Origin of the sequence: Streptomyces sp. NPDC101110 (genome assembly GCF_044759525.1) — a bacterium.
Lineage (GTDB): Bacteria > Actinomycetota > Actinomycetes > Streptomycetales > Streptomycetaceae > Streptomyces.
In genome coordinates this window covers 449272-472006 of the sequence record NZ_JBIVZM010000003.1, presented here as the reverse complement: position 1 = coordinate 472006, position 22735 = coordinate 449272, and the positions used below count along the sequence as shown (strand labels likewise).

Genomic DNA, 22735 nt, shown 5'->3' with positions numbered 1-22735 from the left:
CCATGTGAGACATGAATGTCTCACATGGGGCATGCGTGACTCACCACCGTCGTGGTGGTGCAGGTGGAGGTCCAGGTGACGGGGTGATCAGTGCCAGGGCAGCTGCGCGCGCCGCTGCCAGTACGCGTGCGGCTCCTCCGCCAGCGTGGCGAGGCGGGTCAGCTGGTCGTCGTCGAGGTCGACGACCGCCGCGTGCAGGTTCGAGGCGAGCTGACTGGTGGTGGCGGCGCCGGAGAGGACGACGCCGGCCCAGGGCTGCCGGAGGATGACGGCCAGGGCGACAGCGTCGCAGCCCAGGCCGGTGCGTTCGGCGATCTCCCGCAGGGCGTCGGGGGCGTGCGGTCCGGCGAGGCGGCCGTTGGCCATGCCCTCCTTGACGATCACGGTGAGCCCGGCGTCGTGGGCCTCGGCGAGCGCGGGGGCGGCCGAGGTCTCCAGCACGTTGTAGGTGGACTGCACGGTACGGAAGAGGGGTTGGCCCTCGACCGTCACGGCGAGGGCGGCGCGGATCGCGTCCGCCTGGGCGGGGCCGCTGGTGGAGAACCCGACGGTGAGGCCCTGCGCGGCGGCCTCCGCGAGCTTCGCGTGCAGCTCCTTGTCGGCGAGAGCCGGACTGTCCGGGGTCACCGAGTGGATCTGGTACAGGTCGAGCCGGTCGCCGAGCAGGGCGTCGCTCTCGGCGCGCTGGCGTTCGTAGGTGGCGAGGCCGTGGTCCTTGACCTCGTGCTTCTCGGCGTCGGTGGACCAGCCGGCGGTGTAGGTGTAACCCCACTTGCTGCCTACGACGACGTCGTCGAGGCCGGGCCGGTCCTTCAGCCAGTCGGCGAGGAACTCCTCGGAGCGGCCGTAGGAGCGGGCCACGTCGAAGTAGCGGACACCCTGGGCGTAGGCGGCGTCGAGGAGTTCGTGCGTGCGGGTGCGGAGCGTCTCGACGCTGCGGTCCTCCCCGAGGTCCTGGTCCCGGCCGAGGTTGATGTAGCCGGGGCGTCCCACCGCGGCGAGACCAAGGCCGATGTGGCAGGTGGGGGTTGTGGCGTTCGCGAGACGGGCGAAGGGCATCGCTGGCTCCGTTCGGTCGGCGGCTGACGACCAACGTAACCCGCGATGACCTTCGCCTTTGAGCTCGACCGGTGCGGTGTTTCGGCGAGTGCGGGTCGTCTGCGCCTGTTCGCGCAGTTCCCCGCGCCCCTGAGGGCGACTCCCTCAGGCCTGCTTCCTGGCCACCGCCCACTCGTGCTGGGCCGCCACGTCCGCCTTCACCTCTGCCAACTGGACGGCGACCGCGCTCGGGGCCGTGCCGCCCCGGCCGTTGCGGGAGGCCAGTGCGCCGGGGACGTTGAGGACCGTGCGGACCTCGGGCGTGAGGTGGGCGGAGATCTTCGCGAACTGGTCGTCGGTCAGCTCGTCCAGCTCCTTGCCCTCGGCCTCGGCGACCTTCACGCACTCGCCCGCCACCTCGTGGGCCACGCGGAACGGCACGCCCTGCTTCACCAGCCACTCGGCGATGTCCGTGGCGAGGGAGAAGCCGGCCGGGGCCAGTTCCTCCATGCGCTCGCGGTGGACGGTGAGGGTGGCCATCATGCCGGTGAAGGCAGGCAGCAGGACCTCCAGCTGGTCGATGGAGTCGAAGACCGGCTCCTTGTCCTCCTGGAGGTCGCGGTTGTACGCGAGCGGGAGGGCCTTGAGCGTGGCCATCAGGCCCGTGAGATTGCCGATCAGGCGACCCGACTTGCCCCGGGCCAGCTCGGCGATGTCCGGGTTCTTCTTCTGCGGCATGATCGACGAGCCCGTCGAGAACGCGTCATGGAGGGTCACGAAGGAGAACTCCTTCGTGTTCCAGATGATGACCTCCTCGGCGATCCGGGAGAGGTTGACGCCGATCATCGCCGTGATGAAGGCGAACTCGGCGACGAAGTCCCGGGAGGCCGTGCCGTCGATGGAGTTGCCGGCCGAGCCGTGTTCGAACCCGAGGTCCTTCGCCACCGCCTCCGGGTCCAGCCCGAGGGAGGAACCCGCCAGGGCGCCCGAGCCGTAGGGCGAGACCGCGGTCCGCGCGTCCCACTGGCGCAGCCGCTCCGCGTCCCGGGAGAGGGACTGGACGTGGGCCAGGACATGGTGGGCGAAGAGGACGGGCTGGGCGTGCTGGAGATGCGTGCGGCCGGGCATCGCCACGTCGGGGTGTGCCTCGGCCAGACCGATCAGCGCGTCCTGGAGCTCGGCGATCAGGCCGCCGACGATCCGGGCGTGGTCGCGCAGGTACATGCGGAACAGGGTGGCGACCTGGTCGTTGCGGGAGCGGCCCGCGCGCAGCTTGCCGCCGAGGTCGGGGCCGAGGCGCTCCAGAAGGCCGCGCTCCAGGGCGGTGTGCACGTCCTCGTCGGCGATCGTGCCCACGAAGGAGCCGTCGGCGACGTCCGTCTCCAGCTGGTCGAGACCGGCGATCATGCGGGTCAGCTCGTCCTCCGTGAGCAGGCCCGCCTTGTGCAGCACGCGCGCGTGGGCACGCGAACCGGCGATGTCGTACGGCGCGAGCCGCCAGTCGAAGTGGACGGACGCGGACAGCTTCGCCAGGGCCTCGGCGGGACCGTCGGCGAACCGGCCGCCCCAGAGCCGGACGTCACCGCTGTTGCTGCTCACCTGCTGCGCTCCTCAAGGGGGGAAGTACCTCACCGTCATGCATGAGTATGCAGACCTTTGCATGATTCGTCAATCCAGCAGGACCGGGGGCCTGTTTTCGGTCACGTGAGAGGAATTTGAAGATCCTTTGAACGCGGGAAACCGCTTACCCGTACCTCTCGCCGAACGCAGGCGCCGCGTTACGACACCGACGAACACCCCGACCCCCTAGTGAGGCATCCGCATGTCCAGGGCTCTTCCGAAGTACAACAAGCGTCGCGTCACGTTCATCGGCGGCGCCGCCGCGGTGGCGCTGTCCGGCACGGTGATCGCCGGCTTCGCCCTCGCCGGGGAGACGCCCGACAGCGGCGCCAAGAACGCCCGCACGCTGGCCGGGCCCGGCACGATCACCTGCCCCGACGTGCGCTCCAAGCTCCCGGCCGTCCCCGCCTCCGCCAAGGCCGAGGTCGACCGCAACCTCACCCTGCTCAACACGCAGATCCAGGAAGCCAACAAGCGCCTGGTCGACACCGTCGGCCAGGGCGGCCCCAACTTCGTCCAGAACGCCATCCTCGGCCCCCTCAAGGACAAGCGCGTCTCGACCGTCAACCGCATCGCCACCGCCATCGGCCGAACCGCCGCCAAGCCCCAGGGCCTCGATTCCCTGGCCGCCTGCACCCTCAACGGCGCGGGCACCAACGCGGGCGGCGGCGCGGCCGGCAAGCCGCAGGCGGGCGGCAACGCAGGGAACGCGGGCAATGCCGGTAACGCGGGGAACGCCGGCAATGCCGGCGCCGGCACGATCACCTGCCCCGACGTGCGCTCCAAGCTCCCGGCCGTCCCCGCCTCCGCCAAGGCCGAGGTCGACCGCAACCTCACCCTGCTCAACACGCAGATCCAGGAAGCCAACAAGCGCCTGGTCGACACCGTCGGCCAGGGCGGCCCCAACTTCGTCCAGAACGCCATCCTCGGCCCCCTCAAGGACAAGCGCGTCTCGACCGTCAACCGCATCGCCACCGCCATCGGCCGGACCGCCGCCAAGCCCCAGGGCCTCGATTCCCTGGCCGCCTGCACCCTCAACAAGTGAGGTGAAGGCGCTGTGGCCGCCCCGTGGGAGCGCCGGCCGGGGCGGCCACGTACGACGCCTGCCCGCGGGGTCCGGCAGAGGTGACCGGACCCCGCGCAACTCCTTAGACACTCGAAACATTCACGGCCATAATCGTTCGACATGGGAAAGACTCATGAGCGCATAGACGGCCGACTCCGCACGTTCATCGAGGGACAGCCGGTCTTCTTCACCGCGACGGCGCCCCTGGCCGCGGACGGCACCGTCAACCTCTCCCCCAAGGGCCTCAAGGGCTCGTTCGCCGTGCTGGACGAGCAGACCGTGGCCTACCTCGACTTCGCCGGCTCCAACGCCGAAACCATCGCCCACCTGCGGGAGAACGGGCGGATCACGCTGATGTGGTGTGCCTTCCAGGGCCCGCCGAACATCGTGCGCGTGCACGGCAGGGGCGAGCCGGTCTTCCGCGACGACCCCCGCTTCGGAGAGCTGCTCGGGCACTTCCCCGACATCGACCGGGCACGGCACGGTCTGCGCGCGATCATCGTCGTCACCGCCGAACTCATCCGCGACACCTGCGGTTACGCGGTTCCCTTCATGGCGTACGAGGAGGAGCGGGACCTGCACGCCAAGCGGTTCGCCCGGGAGGACGACGCGTCCCTCGGCGCGTACTTCAGCAAGAAGGAGCACATCGCCACCAGCCTGGACGGACTACCCGGGCTGCCGTTGCCGCTGCCGCCCTCTACGGTCTGAGGCATGCGTCCCGGTGCCGCCGCCCTCGCCTTCTCCTGTCTGATCGTGCTCGGCGCCGGGCCGCCCGTGCCCCCGCCGCCGCTGCCCGCCCGGATGGCGCACACCGGCGGAGGCACCCAGCTCATCACCGCGGTCGCCCCCTCGCGGGCCTCGACGACGGGGACCGTCACGTGGTGGGACCGCTCGGACGGACGCTGGGTGAAGCGGGGTTCCGCGCCCGCGCGCTTCGGAGCGAACGGGCTCGTCGCGGGCGCCGGCCGCAAGCAGGGCACGAACACCACCCCGACCGGCCTCTACGGTCTGCCGTACGCCTTCGGGATCAAGGCCGCGCCGCGCGGGACGGCGTATCCCTACCGACGGGTGCACCAGAACTCCTGGTGGTGCCAGGACAACGACTCCCGCTCCTACAACCGCTGGAGCGAGCCGCGCGCGGCGGACTGCCGGGCCGCCGAGGCCGAGCACCTGATCGGCTACTCGACTCAGTACGCGCACGCGCTCGTCGTCGGCTTCAACTACGAGCGTCCCGTGCGGGGGCGCGGCGCGGGCATCTTCCTTCACGTCGACGGGCGGGGGGCGACGGCCGGTTGCGTGTCGGTGCCCGAGGAGGCGATGCGGCGGATCCTCGTGTGGGTCAACCCCGCACGTCGGCCGCACATCGCGGTGGGCACGCGCAGCGGGAGTACGTCCGTCACCCGCCTGTGACGGGACGACGGACGCGTGAGGGTTACCAGCGGTCAGTCCTGTTCGCGCCCGAGTCGGCGCACGGCTGAACGCTCCCGCGCCCCGGCACGTATGTGTGGGCCAAGGGTCAAGTCCCCACGGAGGAACCGTGACCACCACGCTCGCAGGCGGACGTGCCGCCCGCCGCCAGACGATGCGCCGCATCCGCCCGCGCCGCTCACCCGCCGTCCCGCTGCTGATCGCCTTGTGGGCCGGTGCGGCGGCCGTGCTGTGGCTGTGGTGGGACAACACGCCGTCCCTCGCCGACAACACGAGCAAGATCCTTGCCGCGGGCCGGATCACCGGCCTGCTCGCCGGGTACCTCATGGCGCTCGTGGTGCTCCAGATGGCCCGGGTGCCCGCGCTGGAGCGCCGGGTGGGCACCGACCGGGTGGCACGCTGGCACGCGATGACCGGCCGCTACACGCTCTGTCTGGTGCTGGCCCACGTCTTCCTCACCATGTGGGGTTACGCGCTCCAGGCGGGCAAGGGGCTCGGTGACGTCGTCCAGCAGACGGTGGACTCCGTCAACCAGCTGCCGGACATGGGCAAGGCCGCCATCGGCACGGGCCTGCTGTTCCTCATCGGGATCCTGTCGATCGGCGGGGTGCGGCGCCTGATCGGCTACGACACCTGGTACCACGTGCACCTGCTCACGTACGCGTCGGTGTACATGACGTTCTGGCACCAGATCACGACCGGCAACGAGTTCGCCGTCGAGCCGGCCGCGAAGACCTTCTGGTACGGGCTGTACGGCGTGGTGACCGCGCTGGTCGTCTGGTACCGGATCCTCACCCCGATCCGGCTGAACCTGCGCCACCGGATGCGGGTCGCGGCGGTCATCGAGGAGACGCCGGGGATCGTGTCCGTGCTGATCAGCGGGCGCAAGCTGCACCGGATGGGCGCGGAGGCCGGGCACTTCTTCCGCTGGCGGTTCAAGGCACCGGGCATGCGCTTCAGTTCGCACCCGTACTCGCTGTCGGCCGCGCCCCGCCCCGACATGCTGCGGATCACGGTCAAGGCGATCGGTGACCACACCTCCCGGCTGCGCGACCTCGAGCCCGGCACCAAGGTGTGGGCCGAGGGCCCGTACGGCGCGATGACCGCGCAGCGGCGCAGTCGCGGCAAGGTGCTGCTGGTCGCGGGCGGTGTCGGCATCACCCCGATGCGGGCGCTGTTCGAGACGCTGCCGGGCGCGTCCGGCGACATCACCCTGCTCTACCGCGCCAACACCACGCAGGACCTGGCGTTGTGGGGCGAACTCGCCAAGATCGCCGACGAGCGCGGCGCGCGGCTGATGTACGCGGTCAACAGCCCGGAGGGCGAGCGCCCCGACATCTCGGCGGAGTCCCTCCAGCGCAAGATCCCGGACATCGACGACCACGACGTCTTCATGTGCGGGCCGCCCGGCTTCGCGCAGTCGGTCTACGAGGCACTGCGCGGCGCGGGCGTGCCCGCCCGCCGTATCCATCACGAGTCGTTCGAGATGTGAGCGACGGGACACCAACAGCCCTTCAGGAGTTTGGGAAACGATGAGGAAGTCTCACCCCGTCCGGCGCGCCGTGCTCGCCGGCGCAGCCACCGTCTCCGGGATCGTGCTGCTGCTGTCCCTGAAGCCGGCCTCCGACCCGGGGTCGGCGCAGGCGGCGGGGCAGGCACCGCCGGCGGCGGCCGGGCAGGCACCGCAGGGCGGTGTGAACGGAGCGGTCACCGGTGACGCGGCGCAGACGCAGTACGGCGCCGTACAGGTCCGACTGACGATGAACAACGGCAAGATCACCCAGGCCGAGGCGGTCCAGGCGCCCAAGGGCGGCCGCAGCGACCAGATCACGGCCAGCTCGGTGCCGCGGCTGAACCAGGCGGTGGTCGCGGCGCAGAGCGCGGAGATCGACGCGGTCTCCGGGGCGACGTACACCAGCGCCGGCTACAAGAAGTCCCTCCAGTCGGCCCTGGACAAGGCGAAGGCGTCCGGTGGGGCGCAGCAGGGGGCGGGCGGCGCGCAGACGCTGACCGGCGATGTCGCGCAGACGCAGTACGGGCCGGTGCAGGTGCGGGTGACCGTGGCCGGGGGGAAGATCACCAAGGCCGAGGCGGTCCAGGCACCCAAGGGCGGCCGCAGCGACCAGATCACCTCCTCCTCCGTCCCCCGCCTCAACCAGGCGGCCGTGGCGGCCGGAAACGCCGACATCGACGCCGTCTCCGGAGCCACGTACACCAGCGCCGGCTACAAGAAGTCCCTCCAGTCGGCCTTGGACAAGGCTCCGGCCGGGGGCGGTTCCTCGCAGGCGGCGGGTTCGGGAGGCGGCCAGGCGGCGGGGTCGGGGGGCGGTCAGGCCGCGACGCAGACACTGACCGGCAGCGTGGCGCAGACGCAGTACGGGCCGGTGCAGGTGCGGGTGACCGTGGCCGGGGGGAAGATCACCAAGGCCGAGGCGGTCCAGGCACCCAAGGGCGGCCGCAGCGACCAGATCACCTCCTCCTCCGTCCCCCGCCTCAACCAGGCGGCCGTGGCGGCCGGAAACGCCGACATCGACGCCGTCTCCGGAGCCACGTACACCAGCGCCGGCTACAAGAAGTCGCTCCAGTCCGCGCTGGACCAGGCCGGTGGCTGACACCGTGGCCGACTCCGCTGAGGCTCCCGCCGCGGTACGTCATGCCGAGGAGACGATGGGGACCGTCTTCTCCTTCGACGTCCGCGGCGGGGAACCGGCCGCCGTGCGTGCGGCCCTGGACGAGGCCGTGGCCGGGCTACACCGGGTGGACGAGGTGTTCAGCACGTACCGCGAGGACAGTCAGATCTCGCGGCTGCAACGCGGTGAGGTGAGCGTCGCGCAGTGTGATCCCGAGGTCGCCGAGGTGCTGGAACTGGCCGCGGAGGCGGAGCGGCTGAGTCACGGCTGGTTCAGCACGTCGTACCAGGGCCGCCTCGATCCGACCGGCATCGTGAAGGGCTGGGCGGTCGAGCGGGCGGCGCGGCGGCTGGCGGAGGTGCCCGGGGTGTGCGGGGTGAATCTCAACGGCGGCGGCGATGTGCAGCTGCTCGGGACACCGGGTGGGCAGCGGCCGTGGCGCGTGGGGGTGTCCGATCCGTTGCGGCCGGGTGGCCTGGCGGCGGTCGTCTCGGCGGCGGGGGTGGCGGAGCTGTCCGTGGCCACGTCCGGTACGGCCGAGCGGGGGGACCACATCGTCGATCCCCGGACGGGGCGTTCCGCCGTGACCGACCTGGTCTCCGTGACGGTGGTGGGGCCCCGGCTGACTTGGGTGGACTGCTGGGCCACGGCGGCGTTCGCGATGGGGTCGCGGGAGGGCCTGGCGTGGCTGGAGTCGCTGCCGGACGTGGAGGCGCTGCTGATCACGGCCGGCGACGAGGTGCGGTGTACGGGGGGCTTGGCTGCGAGGCTCGGGTGAGGGGCGTCCCCCCTCAGGGGCGCGGGGCCGCGCGACCGGCCACGGTCCACCCGAACCCGGACGAGAACCCGAGGACCTGTCCGGGCAATCAAGTTCGCGGTCGGATGGCCTCCGTGCAGCCACGAGCGCCCGTCGGCTCCGCCTCGCCCCGATCGGCTGTGAGGCGGCCGAAGCAGGGCCGGCTGTACGCGGGGGCGGGCAGGTAACGGGGGGATGTACCTGCCCGCCCTCGCACGAGACCAGCTCACGGGGGGAAAGCGGGCCTCACGGGGTCGATCTCGCGACCCACTTGCTACAGCGTGCGACGGGTCCCGGGTGTCACGCCGGGGGATGCTGCTGGTCCGATGGGCTGCTGCCCAGCGGTTGGGCAGCCGGGTGTTGCGCGTGCCAGGCGGCCGACACGGCGTCTGCCACGACATCGCCCTGCTCGCGCCCGAGGTCTTCGTGAATCGGCGGGTCAGGTGGTTCGTTCAGGCTGTCTGTCACCGAGTCGGTCATTCCAGTTCGGGCGTTTTCCTCAGCAGTGGTTCCGGCGCGACGCTCGGTTTTCGCGAGGCACCACAGAAGCACCACATTCACGTCACGTCAGGCTCGGTTGATCCGTGTGGCGATACCGTGACCGATCAGCAGGTAGATGACCGCCGGAAGTCCGTAATTGAGGACGACACGTAGCCCCTCTGTGTCCATGGTGAAAATGTCCTGCGCCCAGCCGGACAGCCAGTCCGCCGTTCCGTGCACGAATTCGACGAAGGGGTTCACCTGATTGGCGTCGAGGAGGTGGAGCACGATCCACAGGGCCAACAGACCGGCCGCGATGTCGGCGATCGTGCAGATGGCGAGGGCTGTTCTGCGTGCACCGGCCTGGTTGCGGGCGGAGCGGTCGGGCCCTGGGGGCTGGTCGTAGGCCTGGTATCCGGAAGCCGGGCCGGTGTTGTGCATGAGGGATCCGATCTGACGGTTTTGTTGCCTCCCCCTACAGCGTCCGGTATTCGCCGCCGCGTTACACCCGGCACCTGGAAAACCACAATGTCGCGGCCTATTCGGTCACGTACCCAAAAGGCGAGACTGTGGGGTACATTCCGGGCGCTGGAAACGACGCCCAGTGCAGGCATCAGCGCATCGCGCTGAAGCATGTGACTGACTCGCGGGGTACGGGCTGCCGCCCGTACCCCGCTGCGTTTCGTCCGAGGCCGTGCCGAGGCCTCAGGGCATCATCTCGTACGCCCCCGACAGCGCCTCGACGCGCTGCCAGACGCGCTCCGAACGGGCCTCGTCGACCGCCGGGCGCCGGACGGCGCCGAGTGCCCAGAGCTGCTGCTGCTCGGTTGCGGAGTCCTTGCCGTGCAGTTCGACGGCGTGCGCGGAGAAGTCACGTACGAGGACGGCGAACAGTTCGTCGAGGACGTCCTCCTCGACGCCGGCCAGGGCCGCCTGCTCCAGGACCAGCTGACCGTGGACGACGAGCGCGAAGAGCTGCCCGACGGCGAGGAGGAGATCGAGGTCCCGGCTCTGCTCCTCGTCGGGAGCGGCGGAGCGCACGAACTCGCAGAGCGCGTCGGCCTGTTCACGGAACCGGGCGACGTTGGGCAGGTGGGCGTAGGCGTCGAAGGCCGGCCGCCAGTCGTGGAAGCGCACCGAGCCGAGGCCGCGGGCCGGGCCCTGGCGGAAGAGGAAGTCGTCGTCGGCCGCGTCGAGGCGGGTCGGGACGGGCTCGTACGCGACCGGGTCGAGGAGGTGGTTGCGCATGAACTTGAGGATCAGCGCCAGATTGACGTGGACGGTGCCCTCCAGCTTCGGCAGGCCGCGGATCTCGACGGCGGCCTGGGCGAAGTAGTTGTCCTTCTCGAAGCCCTTGGCGGCGATGACGTCCCACATCAGGTCGATGACCTTCTCGCCCTCGGTGGTCACCTTCATCTTCGTCATCGGGTTGAAGAGGAGGTAGCGGCGGTCGTCGGGGCCCGCGGTGCGGAAGTAGTCGACGGCCCGGTCGCTGAAGAGCTTCATGCCGACGAGCCGGACGTACGCGTCGGCCAGTTCGCGCCGCACGTGCGGGAAGGCGGTGACGGGGCGGCCGTAGAGGATGCGGTTCTGCGCGTGGGTGACGGCCTCGTACATCGCGTGCTCGCAGATGCCGATCGAGGCGGTGCACAGGTTGAACTTGCCGACGTTGACGGTGTTGAGGGCGGCGTCGAATGCGGCGCGGCCGGTGTGCAGGACGTCTTCGGGGGCTACGGGATAGTCCTCGAGGCGGAACTCGCTGACGTACTTCGAGGAGTCGACGACGTTCTTGACGAGGTGGTAGGCCGGGTGGCGGCTGTCGGCGGCGAAGAAGACGTAGCCGTCGGGACCCTCGACGTCGGTGCGGCGGCCGAAGACGGAGACGAGCCCGGCGGCGTTGCCGTTGCCGATGTAGTACTTGGAGCCGGTGGCGCGGAAGCCGCCCTCGCCGTCGGGCTCCAGCAGCATGTCGGTGGAGTAGATGTCGGCGCCGTGGGTCTTCTCGGACAGGCCGAAGGCGAACACCTCGCCCTGGGAGAGCAGTTCGGCGGCGCGGGCGCGGGCGGCGGGGTTGCCGCTCTGCCAGACGGGGCCGAGTCCGAGGATGGTGACCTGCCAGGCGTACCAGTAGTCGAGGCCGTAGAAGCCGAGTATCTCGTTGAGGGCGGCGATGCGGGCAGTGTCCCAGCGCTTGTCGCCATCGCCCTCCGCGGCGGCGGAGGCGGGGGTGAGGAAGGTCGCGAAGAGCCCTTCCTTCGCGGCGAAGGCGAGGAAGTCGCCGAGCCAGGCGCGGGTCCGGTAGTCCTCGATCAGCCGGCGCTTGCCGCGCTCCTCGAACCAGTCGACAGTGGCGCGCAGCAGCCTGCGGGTCTCCGGGTCGAAGTGCGCGGGGTCGTAGGTGCGCGGGTTGAAGAGCAGCGCGTCGGTCACGGGTGCCGCCTTTCGGCTGGGTCGGATGAGGATGGGTCCGGGCACGGGCACGGTGAGGGCCCGCTCGGCAGGTCAGTGTTCGGCGTCGAAACGGGCGAGTGTGGCGAGGACGTCGTCGAGCCAGGCGATCATCATGCGTTCGTACGCGATGCCGCCGCGCAGCACGACGTGCTGGAGTTCCCGCTCGGCGTCGAGCGGACCGTCCGCCGCAGGCTCCCCGAAGTCACGCATCTCGCCCGCGAGGTAGTGGGCGAGGCGGCCGGTGTGCGCCTGCCGGTGCCGCTCGACCTCACTGATCAGGGCTGCCGGATCGTCGAAGGCGGCACCCCGGATCTTGACCGCGAGGTCGTGCCGCACGCTCTCCGGCTCGGTCGGTTCGCTCAGCCACATGGAAAGCGCTGCCCGTCCGGGCTGGGCGACGGAGTACTCCTTCTTGTCCGGACGCCCGTACTGCGGGACGTCCCGGACGTCGACCCAGCCGTCGCTCTCCATCCGCTTGAGCACGCGGTAGATCTGCTGGTGGGTGGCGGTCCAGAAGTATCCGATGGACCGCTCGAACCGCCGGGCCAGCTCATAGCCGGAGCCCGGCTTCTCCAGCAGGGAAACGAGGATCGCGTGCTCGAGCGCCATGTGGCGATCCTCCTATGCACTTCGTTGCATAACAACGCTTCCGCCGTGAGACGCGGCTCACCCCGGGGCAGGTCACGCAGTCATTGCCGACGGCAGGGTGCCGGGGGCGGGGTTGCCCGGTACCGAGACATGCCATCATCAGCAGATGGTGCCGGCAGGAGAGTTCTTCATTGCTGAAGGCGACGAGTCAGCCGTGCGGGTAGGACCGCGCAAGAGCCATGACTTTCCTGCCGTGCCGTGTGACGGCATCCATCCGGATGACGCAGTCCCGAGGTGGGAAGCTCTGTTGACGGGGGCGGAGAGTCCGCTCCGGCACGTGGTGCCCATGGGCAACGACGGTTTCACCGTCTTCGCTGTTCCGCAGACGCTCTCGACGGCCCTGGCCGGTGCAGGAACGGATCAGCTCAGAACCACCGCTCTCACGTGGGCCGAGACCGCCTCCGAGATGGGCGACGAGATCGGGCCGGGCAGTGCCGTCGGCCTCCTTGAGCGTCTGTCGGCTCTGGCCATGAGGCGCGCGGAGAGAGGCCTGGGCCTGTACTGCTGGTACTTCGCGCCCTGACCTCACCACGCCGGTGTCCCGTTGGTCATGATCGAAGCCCTGGCCGGGGCAGCGCGAGCGGCTTCCTGCCCCGGCGCACCCGGAGTGATCGGCCGGACAGGTCCTAGTGCCCGTTCTGGGCCAGCCTCAGCAAATGGTCGGCCAGCGCCTGCCCACCCGTCGGCTCCCTGCTGATCAGCAGCAGCGTGTCGTCACCGGCGATGGTCCCCAGGATGTCGTGCAGCTCGGCCTGGTCGATGGCCGAAGCCAGGAACTGCGCTGCCCCGGGAGGGGTCCGCAGGACCACGAGGTTCGCCGAGGCCTCCGCGGAGATCAGCAGCTCCTGTGAGAGCCGCCGCATCCGCTCCTCCTTGGCCGACCCGCCCAGCGGCGCCCGGGGCGTGCGGAACCCGCCCTCGCTGGGCACCGCGTAGATCAGGTCCCCGTCGGCGTTGCGGATCTTCACCGCGTTCAGCTCGTCCAGGTCCCGGCTGAGCGTGGCCTGCGTGACGCTCAGCCCGTCGTCGGCGAGCAGCTTCGCCAGCTGGCTCTGCGAGCGGACCGGCTGCCGGTTGAGGATGTCCACGATCCGGCGGTGGCGGGCGGTGCGGGTCTGCGGCACGGCGGGCCCGTTCGCCCCCGGCTGCTCGTGGTCCTGCGCCTGGCTCATCGTCGTCTCATTCCCCGGTTCGTCCGTCCCCGCCGGCTGCCTGGAGGATGCCGGGCAGCGCCCCGAGGAACGCGTCCGCCTCGTCGTCGCGAAGGTTCAGCGGCGGCATCAGCCGGACGACGTCGGGGGCGGGCACGTTCACCAGGAATCCGGCCTCCTGAGCCGCCTGGCGCACCTGGGGCGCGAGCGGCTCGGTGAGCACGATACCCAGGAGGAGTCCCCTTCCCCGGACGAAATCGATCAACGGATGGCCGAGGCCCTCGATTCCGTCCCGCAACCGCTCGCTCTGCCGCTTGACGTTCTCCAGCAACCCCTCGTTCCCGATGGTGTCGAGGACGGCGAGCCCGGCGGCACAGGCCACGGGGTTGCCGCCGAAGGTGGTGCCGTGCTGGCCGGGCCGGAGCAGGTCGGCCGCGCGCCCGAAGGCGACGGTGGCGCCGAGCGGCAGCCCGCCGCCGAGCTGCTTGGCGAGGGTGACCACGTCGGGCAGGACGCCCTCGTGCGCCTGGTACTCGAACCAGTGCCCGGTCCGGCCGATGCCGGTCTGCACCTCGTCGAGGACGAGGAGCGCCCCGGTCGCGGCCGTGATGGCCCGGGCCGCCTTGAGGTAACCGGCGGGCGGGACGACCACGCCGAGCTCGCCCTGGATCGGTTCGAGGATGACGAGCGCGGTCTCCTCCGTCACCGCCGCGGCCAGGGCCTGGGCGTCTCCGAACGGCACGTGCGTGACGTCGCCGGGCAGCGGCAGGAACGGCTCGCGCTTGCCGGCCTGGCCGGTGAGCGCCAGGGCACCCATGGTCCGCCCGTGGAAGGCGCCCTCGGTGGCGACGATGTGGGTCCGCCCGGTCAGCCGGCCGATCTTGAAGGCGGCTTCGTTGGCCTCGGCGCCGGAGTTGCAGAAGAAGACCTTGCCGTCCCGGCCGAACAGGTCGAGCAGCCGTTCGGCGAGGGCGACGGTCGGCTCGGCCATGAAGAAGTTGGAGATGTGGCCGAGCGAGCCGATCTGCCGGGTGACGGCCTCGACGACCGCCGGGTGGGCGTGGCCGAGGGCGTTGGTGGCGATGCCGCCGACGAAGTCGAGGTACGTGTTGCCGTCGGCGTCCCACACCCGGGTGCCCTCGCCGCGTGCCAGGGGCAGCAGCGGAGTGCCGTAGTTGTTCATGAGTGCGCCCTGCCACCGCTCGGCGTACTCCTGGTGGGCGGTCATACGGCGTCCCCCTCCTGCTCGTCGGGCACGACCATCGTGCCGATGCCCTCGTCGGTGAAGATCTCCAGCAGGATCGAGTGCTGGACCCGGCCGTCGATGACGCGGGCCGTGGTGACACCGTTGCGTACGGCGTGCAGGCAGCCCTCCATCTTCGGCACCATGCCGGACGACAGGTCCGGCAGCAGCCGCTCCAGTTCGGCGGCGGTGAGGCGACTGATCACCTCGTCGCTGTGCGGCCAGTCCTCGTAGAGGCCCTCGACGTCCGTGAGGACCATGAGGGTTTCGGCGCCCAGTGCAGCAGCGAGTGCCGCAGCAGCCGTATCAGCATTGACGTTGTAGACATGTCCGTCGTCCTGGCTCCGGGCGATCGAGGAGACGACCGGGATGCGGCCGTCGGCGAGCAGGGCCTCGATCGCGCCCGTGTCGATCGCGGTGATCTCGCCCACCCGCCCGATGTCGACCAGTTCGCCGTCGATCTCGGGCTGGTGCTTGGTCGCGGTGATGGTGTGGGCGTCCTCGCCCGTCAGGCCGACGGCGAGCGGCCCGTGCTGGTTGAGCAGCCCGACCAGCTCGCGCTGGACCTGCCCGGCCAGCACCATCCGTACGACGTCCATGGCGTCCTCGGTGGTCACCCTGAGGCCGGCCTTGAACTCGCTGACGATGCCGTGCTGGTCGAGGGCCGCGCTGATCTGCGGGCCTCCGCCGTGCACGACGACGGGCTTGAGGCCGGCGTGGTGCAGGAAGACCACGTCCTGGGCGAAGGCGGCCTTCAGGTCCTCGTCGACCATGGCGTTGCCGCCGAACTTGATGACGACCGTCTTGCCGTTGTGCCGGACCAGCCACGGCAGCGCCTCGATGAGGATCTGCGCCTTGGGCAGGGCGGTGTGCTTGCGGGTCGGAGTGGTCATGAGCTGTAGGCGCTGTTCTCGTGGACGTAGTCGGCGGTGAGGTCGTTGGTCCAGATGGTGGCGGTCTCGGACCCGGCGGCGAGGTCGGCGACGATGTGCACCTCGCGGTAGCGCATGTCGACCTTGTCGCGGTCCTCGCCGACGCCGCCGTTCTTGCAGACCCACACGCCGTTGATGGCGACGTTCAGCCGGTCGGGCTCGAAGGCGGCGGAGGTGGTGCCGATCGCGGAGAGCACGCGGCCCCAGTTGGGGTCCTCGCCGTGGATGGCGCACTTGAGGAGGTTGTTGCGGGCGATGGAGCGGCCCACCTCGACGGCGTCGTCCTCGGTCGCGGCGCCGACCACCTCGACCTTGATGTCCTTGCTGGCGCCCTCGGCGTCCCGGATGAGCTGCTGGCCGAGGTCGTCGCAGACCTGCCGTACGGCCTCGGCGAACTCCGCGTACGCGGGGGTGACCTCGGCGGAGCCGGAGGCGAGCAGCAGCACGGTGTCGTTGGTGGACATGCAGCCGTCGGAGTCGACCCGGTCGAAGGTCGTGCGGGTGGCGGCGCGCAGTGCCTTGTCCAGGACGTCGTCGTCGAGGGCCGCGTCGGTGGTGAGGACGACGAGCATGGTGGCGAGGCCGGGGGCGAGCATGCCCGCGCCCTTGGCCATGCCGCCGACGGTCCAGCCGTCCTTGGTGACGACGGACGTCTTGTGGACGGTGTCGGTGGTCTTGATGGCGATGGCGGCCTTCTCGCCGCCGTGCTCGGAGAGCTGGGCGGCGGCCGTCTCGATGCCCGGGAGCAGCTTGTCCATGGGGAGCAGGACGCCGATGAGGCCGGTGGAGCAGACGGCGACCTCGACGGCGCCCCGGCCGAGGACCTCGGCGGCCTTCTCGGCGGTCGCGTGGGTGTCCTGGAAGCCCTTGGGGCCCGTGCAGGCGTTGGCACCACCGGAGTTGAGGACGACGGCGGACACCTGACCGCTCTTCAGCACCTGCTCGGACCACAGGACCGGGGCGGCCTTGACGCGGTTGGAGGTGAAGACGCCCGCGGCGGCGCGGCGGGGGCCGGTGTTGACCACGAGGGCCAGGTCGGGGTTGCCGTTCTCCTTGATCCCGGCGGCGATGCCCGCCGCCGTGAATCCCTTTGCTGCCGTCACACTCACGGCGCAACTCCGATCGTCGTCAGTCCGGTGGTCTCGTCGAGGCCCAGGGCGATGTTCATGCTCTGGACGGCACCGCCCGCGGTGCCCTTGGTGAGGTTGTCGATGGCGCTGATCACGATGATCCGTCCGGCGTCCGCGTCGTACGCGACCTGCACCTGAACGGCGTTCGAACCGTGGACGGACGCCGTGGCGGGCCACTGGCCCTCGGGGAGCAGGTGCACGAACGGTTCGTCGGCGAAGGTCTTCTCGTAGGCGGCGCGCAGCGACTCGCCCGTGACGCCGTCGGCGGCCTTGGCGCTGCACGTGGCGAGGATGCCGCGCGGCATCGGCGCGAGGGTCGGGGTGAAGGAGACGGAGACCGGCTGCCCGGCGGCCGCGCTCAGGTTCTGGGTGATCTCGGGGGTGTGCCGGTGTCCGCCGCCGACGCCGTACGGGGACATCGATCCCATGACCTCGCTGCCCAGCAGGTGTGGCTTGGGTGCCTTGCCCGCGCCGGAGGTGCCGGACGCGGCGACGATCACGGCCTCGGGTTCGGCCAGGCCCGCCGCGTAGGCCGGGAAGAGGGCCAACGAGACGGCGGTCGGGTAGCAACCGGGCACCGCGACGCGCTTGGACCCCTCCAACGCGGCGCGGGCACCCGGCAGTTCGGGAAGGCCGTAGGGCCAGGTCCCGGCGTGCGGGGAGCCGTAGAACCGCTCCCAGGCGGCGGCGTCGGTCAGGCGGAAGTCGGCGCCCATGTCGACGACGAGCACGTCCGGGCCGAGCTGTTCGGCGACGGCGGCGGACTGCCCGTGCGGCAGCGCGAGGAAGACGACGTCGTGGCCGGCGAGCACGTCCGGGGTGGTCTCCTGGAGGACACGGCCGGCCAGGGGCAGCAGGTGCGGCTGGAGCGCACCGAGCTTCTGTCCCGCGTTCGAGTTGCCGGTCAGGGCACCGATCTCGACGTCGGGGTGGGTCAGGAGCAGACGCAGCAGTTCCCCGCCCGCATATCCGCTCGCTCCGGCCACTGCCGCACGCACCGCCATGGAACCTCCTCCTTAGAGGGCATGACTATACGTTTCTCTGCACGTTTATGCAATCCCATACAGGGGCGGCTCGGTCGTCGCGCCGGCACTCCCGGAAACCGACTTTGTCCTGACCATGACCACAGGGTAAGGTCCGCGGGCACATTTCAGGGGATCACGGTGGGTGGGGGAACATGACCGGGCAGATCGACGCGCCCATGAAGAGCCCGAACGCGTGGGGGCAGGCGCTCGCGGCGGTGGTACTGGTGGGGGCGCTGGGCGCGGGCTTCTGGGGGCTCGCGCAGACGTCGTCGGAGGAGAGGAGCGAGCCGAAGCCGGCCGCCTGCTCCGAGGGCGAGACCCCGGCCGCGAAGGGCGGGCACCTCTCCGGCGCGCAGCTGTGCGAGGCGCTGAACCGGTCCGACCTTGCCACGCTGCTGGGCACGCCGGCGGAGATCGCGAAGACGGCCTCCGGCAGCGACAGCTCCATCGGGAAGATCGCCACCCCGCAGGCGCAGGTCGAGTTCGAGACGTACACCGTGACGCTGTCGGCGACCTACGACGGCCTTCCCGTGGCCGGCTCGGAAGCACTGCTCGGGAGGGACGCCGTTTCGCAGAAGGTGCTGGGCCGCCCGGGGGTGCTCTACTCGGACCGCACCATCAGCATCAGCTTCCGGCTCGACGGCGAGGACGTCGACAGCGGTCCGGGCGTTCCGGCCCGGGCCCTGACCGTGGCGCGGGACGCGAAGGACCACGGCGGTTCCCTCGACGTCACCCTGTGGCGCGCGGACGGTGTGGTGCCGGACGACGCGGTGCTGCTGCGCGTCGCGGAGAAGGTGCTGCCGACGGTCCCCGGGTGGAAGTCCGGCAGGTGACGCGCACGCGGTGACGGCGCCGCGCGGCCACCGCCCCGGGGACGGCGGCCGTGCAGCGCGAGGTCACCTCTGCTTGATCCGCAGGAACGTCACGGAGTGGGCGGGGAAGGTGTAGGTGAACTTCTCCGCCACACCTCGGAACGTGGACGTCACCGGCGTCACCGGGGTGTCCGTCTCGGTGTTCACGGCGTCCTCGTCGGCGGCCAGCGTGGTGACGCGGGCGGTGGACGCGACCTTCGCCCCACCGAGGTCGACGGCCGTGCGGGCCTCGGCCGCCTGGGCGTTGACGACCTTGACGATCAGGTCCCCGGTCCTCGCGTCCTCGGTGACGACCTGGCGGAACGGCTCGGCAGGCTTGTCGTCGGTGAAGCTCCCCCACTCCTTGCCGTCGAGGAACAGGGTGACCTGGCGGCCGCGCACCTTGATGTCGATGTCGTAGGCCCGCCCGGTCTCGATCGAGCCGGCCTTCGTCATCAGGGTGCCCTTGCCGCCGTCCACGGCCTGCTCGATCGCGGACTGGGTGTTGTTCCAGCCGCCCAGGTTCCACCAGTAGTAGTTGCCGGTGTCCTTGACCCCGAAGGCGACGAGGAAGCCCTCCTTGCCGGACTTCTTGGTGGCCTTCACATGCACGTCGTAGTCCTTCCAGGCCGGGTCGCCCGCCGTCACCATGGTGTTCTCGGCGGCGGTGTCGGTCTGGACGTACTGGCCGTCCTGGATGCTCCAGCTGCCCGTCCCGCTGTGCTTCCACTTCGAGGCGTCACCGGAGAAGTCGTCGCGCAGCAGGGTCGAGCCCCCGGCCGAGGTGACCTTCACGTCGTCGTACGCGGCGCTGGTCGCCCACGTCGACAGGCCGACGGCACCGGTGATGGGACCGCTGACGTTCGGCGTGGTGGTGGCCTTCGAGGGCACGACACGGTCGCCGACGTTGTTCATGAACAGCTTCTGGACCTCGTAGTTGGCCGAGTTCCAGGACGCCCGGTTGTTGAACCAGATCAGGTCCGGCCGCCACTGCACATAGTCCTCGTTGGCGAGCAGCGGGGCGTACGAGGCGAGCTTGACGACGTCGGCGTTGCGCTCCAGACCGGTCATGAAGGCGGCTTCGGACAGGCCGTTCTTCCAGGCGTTGCCCTGCGAGGCGTACTCGCCGAGGAAGACCTTGGGCCCCTCGCGGTCGTAGGAGTCGTAGCGGTCGTTGTTCTGCAGGAACCAGTTCGGGCTGTTGTAGTAGTGCTCGTCGACCATGTCCACCTCGGCGTCGCGGTTGAGCTGCCAGGCGGTGTCGAAGATCGAGCCCGCGTCGTCGGGACCCGAGTTGGAGATGACGGTGATGTCCGGGTACTCAGCCTCGACGGCGGCCCGGAACTGCTGGAAGCGGGCGAAGAACTCCCTGGGGAGGTTCTCCTCGTTGCCGACCTCGATGTGGGTGAGGTGGAAGGGCTTGGGGTGCCCCATCCGCGCGCGGACCTTGCCCCACTCGGAGGTGGCCGGGCCGTTGGCGAACTCGATCAGGTCGAGGGTGTCCTGGATGTGCCGCTTGAGCAGCGCGCCGTCGTCGACGGCCTTGTTCTGGCCGCAGCCGGTGACCAGCGCGGGGACGACGGGCAGCGGCATGGCGCCGATGTCCTCCGAGAAGCGGAAATACTCGTAGTAGCCGAGGCCGTAGCTCTGGTTGTAGCCCCAGAAGTTGGCGTTGGTGGCACGCTCCTCGACCGGGCCTATGGTGTCCTTCCACTGGTAGCTGCGCTTGCGCTGCCAGTTCGAGGCCGCGCTGTAGTCCACCATGGAGCCGGTGTTGACCAGGCAGCCGCCCGGGAAGCGCACGAAGCCCGGCTTCAGGGCGGCGATCTTCTCGGCGAGGTCCTTGCGCAGGCCGTTCGGCTGGTTCTTGTAGGTCTCGCGCGGGAAGAGCGACACCTCGTCGAGCGCGGCGGCGTTCGCCGAGGTGACGGCGAGCCGGCCGCGGTTGCTCGTGCGGGTCGCCGTGAACGTGGCCTTGTACTTGGCCCAGCCGCCCTTCACCGCGATCTGGCGGGCGGTGGCCAGACCGCCGGAGGCGTCCTTCAGGGAGACGGTGAGGGTGCTGCCGCTCGCGGTGCGGGCCCACACGGAGAAGTCGTAGCGCTTGCCCTGCTCGACGCGGATGCCGGTGTTGTAGCCGGCGTTCGTGACGGACGAACCGGCGGCCAGGGAGAGGTAGTTGCGGTTGCGCTCGTTCAGGCGGCCCGAGTCGTTCACGACCTGGGCCGTGCCGCCGGCCGTCCATGAGGTCAGGGGTGTGTAGGAGCCGTTGTCGGCGGTGGAGTACTCGAAGGACCGGTTCTGCACGAGCTCGGCGTAGAGACCGCCGTCGGCGGCGCGGTTGATGTCCTCGAAGAAGACGCCGTACATCGTGTCGTCGATCTTCGCGCCCCGGTCGGACGGGGCGACGGTGATCGCGTAGTCGGTCACGTCCTCGGCGTGTGCGGGGGCCGGTACGAGGGCTGCCGCCGTCAGGAGGGCGGTGGTGGTGAGACCGAGTCTCCATCGGGTGCGGGCGTCGGTGCGTGGCATGGATACTCCGCGGCTCTCTGCTAGAGGTGTTCGAAATATCAGACATTGATCAGCACTTCGAACGGCAAGATAGGGAGGGGGCGGAAGCGCGTCAATGGGTCGCACGCAACGGCCGGGACCGAGAGCGAGGCAGGATGGGCGAGTTCTGGCCAGTGACGGACGTACTGGCGTATCTCGCCGGGCGATGGAGCGTGTCACGGTCGGTGCGGGATCTCGCGAGCGGCACGGACGGGCAGTTCACCGGCACCACCGAGTTCCGCGCGGACACGGAGTTCACCGGCACCACCGAGTTCCGCGCGGACACGGAGGGGCCCGGTGGGCTGCTGCATCACGAGTCCGGCACCTTCGTGTGGCAGGGCGTCGCCCGGCCCGCGGAGCGCACCCTGCGGTTCCTGCCGGGCCCTGGAGGCACGGCGCGGGTGCGGTTCGCCGACGGGCGGCCGTTCCACGACCTGGACCTGACGTCCGGACGGCACGTCGCCGACCATCCCTGCTCGGCGGACCTCTACCGGGGCGAGTTCACCGTCCGCGACAGCGACCACTGGCGGACGGTGTGGCGCGTCCGGGGTCCCGCCAAGGACCTGGTCCTGCGGACCGACTACGCCCGCGAAGGCTGAGCCGACGCCCCGTCGAGGCGCAGGTTCCAGCGGCCCGCCCGGCCCGTGACGGCAGTCGTGGACAGCGGGCGGACGTCGATGTTCCAGTACGTCGACGGCGGCGCCTTCAGCGCGTACACCAGGGCCGCCCGGATCACCGAGGGCTCGGCCACGGCCACCACCCGGCAGCCGTCCTCGACGGGCCGGGTGTCCAGCCAGCCGCCGACGCGGGTGATGAAGTCGACCAGCGACTCACCCCCGTGCGGGGTGGCACGGGGGTCGGCCAGCCAGGCGTCCACGGCCTCCGGCTCCCGGGCCATCGCCTCGCCCAGGGTCAGCCCGCGCCACCGGCCCATGTCGCAGTCGCGCAGGCCGAGCTGCACCAGCGGCGCGTATCCGAGGCCCTCCCCCGTCGCCCGGCTGCGCGGGGTCGGCGAGCAGTAGCGCAGTTCTGCCGCGGCGAGCGGCAGCAGGTCCCGGGCGACGCGCTCCACCTCGCCCCAGCCGGCCTGGTCCAGCGGCCGGTCGTCCTCGAAACGCTCGGCGAGCAGCGGAGAGCTGCGCGCGGCGGCGACGAAGGTGACCCGAAGTGGCATGCGGCGATCGTGAGCGCAGCAAGAGAGCAGGTCAAGAGGTGTTGCCTACGCGTTACCCAGGGTGGCGCGGCTCTCACTGGCCGAAGATGAGCGCCATCCACTGCTCGGGACGTTCCAGCGGGGCGAACCCGTACCGCTCGTACACCCCGTGCGCGTCGTGCGTGGCGAGCAGCACCCGCCGTACCCCGGACGACCGCAGTTCCTCCCGCACGGCGGCCACGAGCGCGCTCCCGACGCCCTTGCCGCGCACGGAGCGATCGACGTACACGTCGCACAGCCACCCGAAGGTCGCCCGGTCGGTGATCACCCGGGCGTAGGCGACCTGCTCCCCGGACACCGTGTCGAACACCCCGAAGTTGAGCGACCCCTCGATCGCCCTTTCCTGCGTTTCCCGGGGGCGCCCCAGCGCCCAGTAGGCATCGGTGGACAGCCAGTGGTGCACGCGCTCGCGGTCGACGCGGGAGGGGTCGGTGGAGATCTCGTAGCCCTCGGGCAGGCTCGGTGTGCCGGTCATGCCCGTGA

General features: G+C 70.5%; 23 protein-coding genes. 9 read left to right on the top strand and 14 right to left on the bottom strand.

Going from position 1 to position 22735, the window contains the following annotated elements:
- Positions 1-87 precede the first annotated feature (87 nt).
- Entirely contained in the window at positions 88-1059 is a 972-nt protein-coding gene (locus ACIQU3_RS08365) for an aldo/keto reductase (RefSeq protein ID WP_403924001.1), read from the bottom strand.
- A gap of 144 nt (positions 1060-1203) precedes the next feature.
- Positions 1204-2637 (bottom strand): argininosuccinate lyase, encoded by a 1434-nt coding sequence (argH, locus tag ACIQU3_RS08360; RefSeq protein WP_403728644.1) that lies wholly within the window; start codon positions 2635-2637, stop codon positions 1204-1206.
- 223 nt (positions 2638-2860) lie between these two features.
- Between argH and ACIQU3_RS08355 the strand changes: the two genes are divergently transcribed.
- From ACIQU3_RS08355 to ACIQU3_RS08330, 6 genes are all read left to right on the top strand, one after another.
- Complete coding sequence (locus ACIQU3_RS08355; RefSeq protein ID WP_403923998.1) at positions 2861-3703, top strand: hypothetical protein; 843 nt, start codon at positions 2861-2863, stop codon at positions 3701-3703.
- A 141-nt stretch (positions 3704-3844) separates the two neighbouring features.
- Positions 3845-4432, top strand: a complete 588-nt coding sequence (locus ACIQU3_RS08350) for a pyridoxamine 5'-phosphate oxidase family protein (RefSeq protein WP_403923995.1) — start codon at positions 3845-3847, stop codon at positions 4430-4432.
- 3 nt (positions 4433-4435) lie between these two features.
- Positions 4436-5134: a L,D-transpeptidase gene (locus ACIQU3_RS08345; RefSeq protein ID WP_403923992.1), complete on the top strand. Its 699-nt coding sequence runs from the start codon at positions 4436-4438 to the stop codon at positions 5132-5134.
- Between the two features lie 127 nt (positions 5135-5261).
- A complete protein-coding gene (locus tag ACIQU3_RS08340) occupies positions 5262-6644 on the top strand; it encodes a ferric reductase-like transmembrane domain-containing protein (RefSeq protein ID WP_403728652.1) in 1383 nt (460 codons plus the stop codon).
- A 40-nt stretch (positions 6645-6684) separates the two neighbouring features.
- Positions 6685-7764, top strand: coding sequence for an FMN-binding protein (locus ACIQU3_RS08335; protein ID WP_403728654.1), 1080 nt, complete (start codon positions 6685-6687; stop codon positions 7762-7764).
- Entirely contained in the window at positions 7757-8560 is an 804-nt protein-coding gene (locus tag ACIQU3_RS08330) for an FAD:protein FMN transferase (RefSeq protein ID WP_403728656.1), read from the top strand. Before ACIQU3_RS08335 ends, ACIQU3_RS08330 begins: the two co-directional genes overlap by 8 nt.
- Before the next feature lie 318 nt (positions 8561-8878).
- On the opposite strand, the gene ACIQU3_RS08325 is transcribed toward ACIQU3_RS08330, so the two are convergent.
- The 4 genes from ACIQU3_RS08325 to ACIQU3_RS08310 all read right to left on the bottom strand — a co-directional run bounded on the left by ACIQU3_RS08325 (position 8879) and on the right by ACIQU3_RS08310 (position 12118).
- Positions 8879-9139, bottom strand: a complete 261-nt coding sequence (locus ACIQU3_RS08325) for a hypothetical protein (protein ID WP_403923989.1) — start codon at positions 9137-9139, stop codon at positions 8879-8881.
- Positions 9140-9145: 6 nt separating this feature from the next.
- Positions 9146-9499, bottom strand: coding sequence for a hypothetical protein (locus ACIQU3_RS08320; protein WP_403923988.1), 354 nt, complete (start codon positions 9497-9499; stop codon positions 9146-9148).
- Positions 9500-9763: 264 nt separating this feature from the next.
- The gene (locus ACIQU3_RS08315; protein WP_403728660.1) at positions 9764-11488 is read right to left on the bottom strand and encodes an acyl-CoA dehydrogenase family protein; all 1725 of its coding nucleotides are present in this window, start codon (positions 11486-11488) and stop codon (positions 9764-9766) included.
- Between the two features lie 72 nt (positions 11489-11560).
- A complete protein-coding gene (locus tag ACIQU3_RS08310) occupies positions 11561-12118 on the bottom strand; it encodes a PadR family transcriptional regulator (RefSeq protein WP_403728662.1) in 558 nt (185 codons plus the stop codon).
- 286 nt (positions 12119-12404) lie between these two features.
- On the opposite strand from ACIQU3_RS08310, the gene ACIQU3_RS08305 reads away from it, so the two are divergent.
- Entirely contained in the window at positions 12405-12680 is a 276-nt protein-coding gene (locus ACIQU3_RS08305; RefSeq protein ID WP_403923985.1) for a hypothetical protein, read from the top strand.
- Positions 12681-12783: 103 nt separating this feature from the next.
- Here the strand turns inward: ACIQU3_RS08305 and ACIQU3_RS08300 are convergent, their stop codons facing one another.
- The 5 genes from ACIQU3_RS08300 to argC are packed head-to-tail and all read right to left on the bottom strand — an operon-like array spanning position 12784 to position 17617.
- The gene (locus ACIQU3_RS08300) at positions 12784-13329 is read right to left on the bottom strand and encodes an arginine repressor (protein ID WP_033311957.1); all 546 of its coding nucleotides are present in this window, start codon (positions 13327-13329) and stop codon (positions 12784-12786) included.
- 7 nt (positions 13330-13336) lie between these two features.
- Positions 13337-14536 carry an acetylornithine transaminase gene (locus ACIQU3_RS08295; RefSeq protein ID WP_403923982.1) on the bottom strand — a complete coding sequence of 400 codons (1200 nt, stop codon included), beginning with the start codon at positions 14534-14536 and terminating at the stop codon, positions 13337-13339.
- Positions 14533-15444, bottom strand: coding sequence for an acetylglutamate kinase (argB, locus tag ACIQU3_RS08290; protein ID WP_403728668.1), 912 nt, complete (start codon positions 15442-15444; stop codon positions 14533-14535). The genes ACIQU3_RS08295 and argB overlap by 4 nt, the downstream gene beginning before the upstream one ends.
- Complete coding sequence (argJ, locus tag ACIQU3_RS08285) at positions 15441-16592, bottom strand: bifunctional glutamate N-acetyltransferase/amino-acid acetyltransferase ArgJ (RefSeq protein WP_403728671.1); 1152 nt, start codon at positions 16590-16592, stop codon at positions 15441-15443. Before argJ ends, argB begins: the two co-directional genes overlap by 4 nt.
- The gene (argC, locus tag ACIQU3_RS08280) at positions 16589-17617 is read right to left on the bottom strand and encodes an N-acetyl-gamma-glutamyl-phosphate reductase (protein WP_403728673.1); all 1029 of its coding nucleotides are present in this window, start codon (positions 17615-17617) and stop codon (positions 16589-16591) included. The genes argJ and argC overlap by 4 nt, the downstream gene beginning before the upstream one ends.
- A 173-nt stretch (positions 17618-17790) precedes the next feature.
- On the opposite strand from argC, the gene ACIQU3_RS08275 reads away from it, so the two are divergent.
- On the top strand, positions 17791-18471 hold the full coding sequence (locus tag ACIQU3_RS08275) for a DUF6215 domain-containing protein (RefSeq protein WP_403728676.1): 681 nt from the start codon (positions 17791-17793) through the stop codon (positions 18469-18471).
- 63 nt (positions 18472-18534) lie between these two features.
- Here the strand turns inward: ACIQU3_RS08275 and ACIQU3_RS08270 are convergent, their stop codons facing one another.
- Positions 18535-21021 carry an alpha-L-arabinofuranosidase C-terminal domain-containing protein gene (locus tag ACIQU3_RS08270; protein WP_403923979.1) on the bottom strand — a complete coding sequence of 829 codons (2487 nt, stop codon included), beginning with the start codon at positions 21019-21021 and terminating at the stop codon, positions 18535-18537.
- Between the two features lie 134 nt (positions 21022-21155).
- Between ACIQU3_RS08270 and ACIQU3_RS08265 the strand changes: the two genes are divergently transcribed.
- Complete coding sequence (locus tag ACIQU3_RS08265) at positions 21156-21638, top strand: DUF6314 family protein (protein WP_403923976.1); 483 nt, start codon at positions 21156-21158, stop codon at positions 21636-21638.
- Here the strand turns inward: ACIQU3_RS08265 and ACIQU3_RS08260 are convergent.
- Both ACIQU3_RS08260 and ACIQU3_RS08255 read right to left on the bottom strand, forming a co-directional pair.
- Complete coding sequence (locus ACIQU3_RS08260) at positions 21620-22213, bottom strand: histidine phosphatase family protein (protein WP_403923973.1); 594 nt, start codon at positions 22211-22213, stop codon at positions 21620-21622. The genes ACIQU3_RS08265 and ACIQU3_RS08260 overlap by 19 nt on opposite strands.
- Positions 22214-22286: 73 nt before the next feature.
- The gene (locus ACIQU3_RS08255; RefSeq protein WP_403728685.1) at positions 22287-22727 is read right to left on the bottom strand and encodes a GNAT family N-acetyltransferase; all 441 of its coding nucleotides are present in this window, start codon (positions 22725-22727) and stop codon (positions 22287-22289) included.
- Positions 22728-22735: the final 8 nt, after the last annotated feature.

Bases quoted from the DNA above. Each gene is read 5' to 3' on its own strand.
- ACIQU3_RS08365 (WP_403924001.1), bottom strand. From the start codon at position 1,059: ATGCCCTTCGCCCGTCTCGCGAACGCCACAACCCCCACCTGCCACATC.
- ACIQU3_RS08355 (WP_403923998.1), top strand. From the start codon at position 2,861: ATGTCCAGGGCTCTTCCGAAGTACAACAAGCGTCGCGTCACGTTCATC.
- ACIQU3_RS08350 (WP_403923995.1), top strand. From the start codon at position 3,845: ATGGGAAAGACTCATGAGCGCATAGACGGCCGACTCCGCACGTTCATC.
- ACIQU3_RS08345 (WP_403923992.1), top strand. From the start codon at position 4,436: ATGCGTCCCGGTGCCGCCGCCCTCGCCTTCTCCTGTCTGATCGTGCTC.
- ACIQU3_RS08335 (WP_403728654.1), top strand. From the start codon at position 6,685: ATGAGGAAGTCTCACCCCGTCCGGCGCGCCGTGCTCGCCGGCGCAGCC.
- ACIQU3_RS08320 (WP_403923988.1), bottom strand. From the start codon at position 9,499: ATGCACAACACCGGCCCGGCTTCCGGATACCAGGCCTACGACCAGCCC.
- ACIQU3_RS08310 (WP_403728662.1), bottom strand. From the start codon at position 12,118: ATGGCGCTCGAGCACGCGATCCTCGTTTCCCTGCTGGAGAAGCCGGGC.
- ACIQU3_RS08300 (WP_033311957.1), bottom strand. From the start codon at position 13,329: ATGAGCCAGGCGCAGGACCACGAGCAGCCGGGGGCGAACGGGCCCGCC.
- ACIQU3_RS08295 (WP_403923982.1), bottom strand. From the start codon at position 14,536: ATGACCGCCCACCAGGAGTACGCCGAGCGGTGGCAGGGCGCACTCATG.
- argB (WP_403728668.1), bottom strand. From the start codon at position 15,444: ATGACCACTCCGACCCGCAAGCACACCGCCCTGCCCAAGGCGCAGATC.
- argC (WP_403728673.1), bottom strand. From the start codon at position 17,617: ATGGCGGTGCGTGCGGCAGTGGCCGGAGCGAGCGGATATGCGGGCGGG.
- ACIQU3_RS08275 (WP_403728676.1), top strand. From the start codon at position 17,791: ATGACCGGGCAGATCGACGCGCCCATGAAGAGCCCGAACGCGTGGGGG.
- ACIQU3_RS08270 (WP_403923979.1), bottom strand. From the start codon at position 21,021: ATGCCACGCACCGACGCCCGCACCCGATGGAGACTCGGTCTCACCACC.
- ACIQU3_RS08265 (WP_403923976.1), top strand. From the start codon at position 21,156: ATGGGCGAGTTCTGGCCAGTGACGGACGTACTGGCGTATCTCGCCGGG.
- ACIQU3_RS08260 (WP_403923973.1), bottom strand. From the start codon at position 22,213: ATGCCACTTCGGGTCACCTTCGTCGCCGCCGCGCGCAGCTCTCCGCTG.
- ACIQU3_RS08255 (WP_403728685.1), bottom strand. From the start codon at position 22,727: ATGACCGGCACACCGAGCCTGCCCGAGGGCTACGAGATCTCCACCGAC.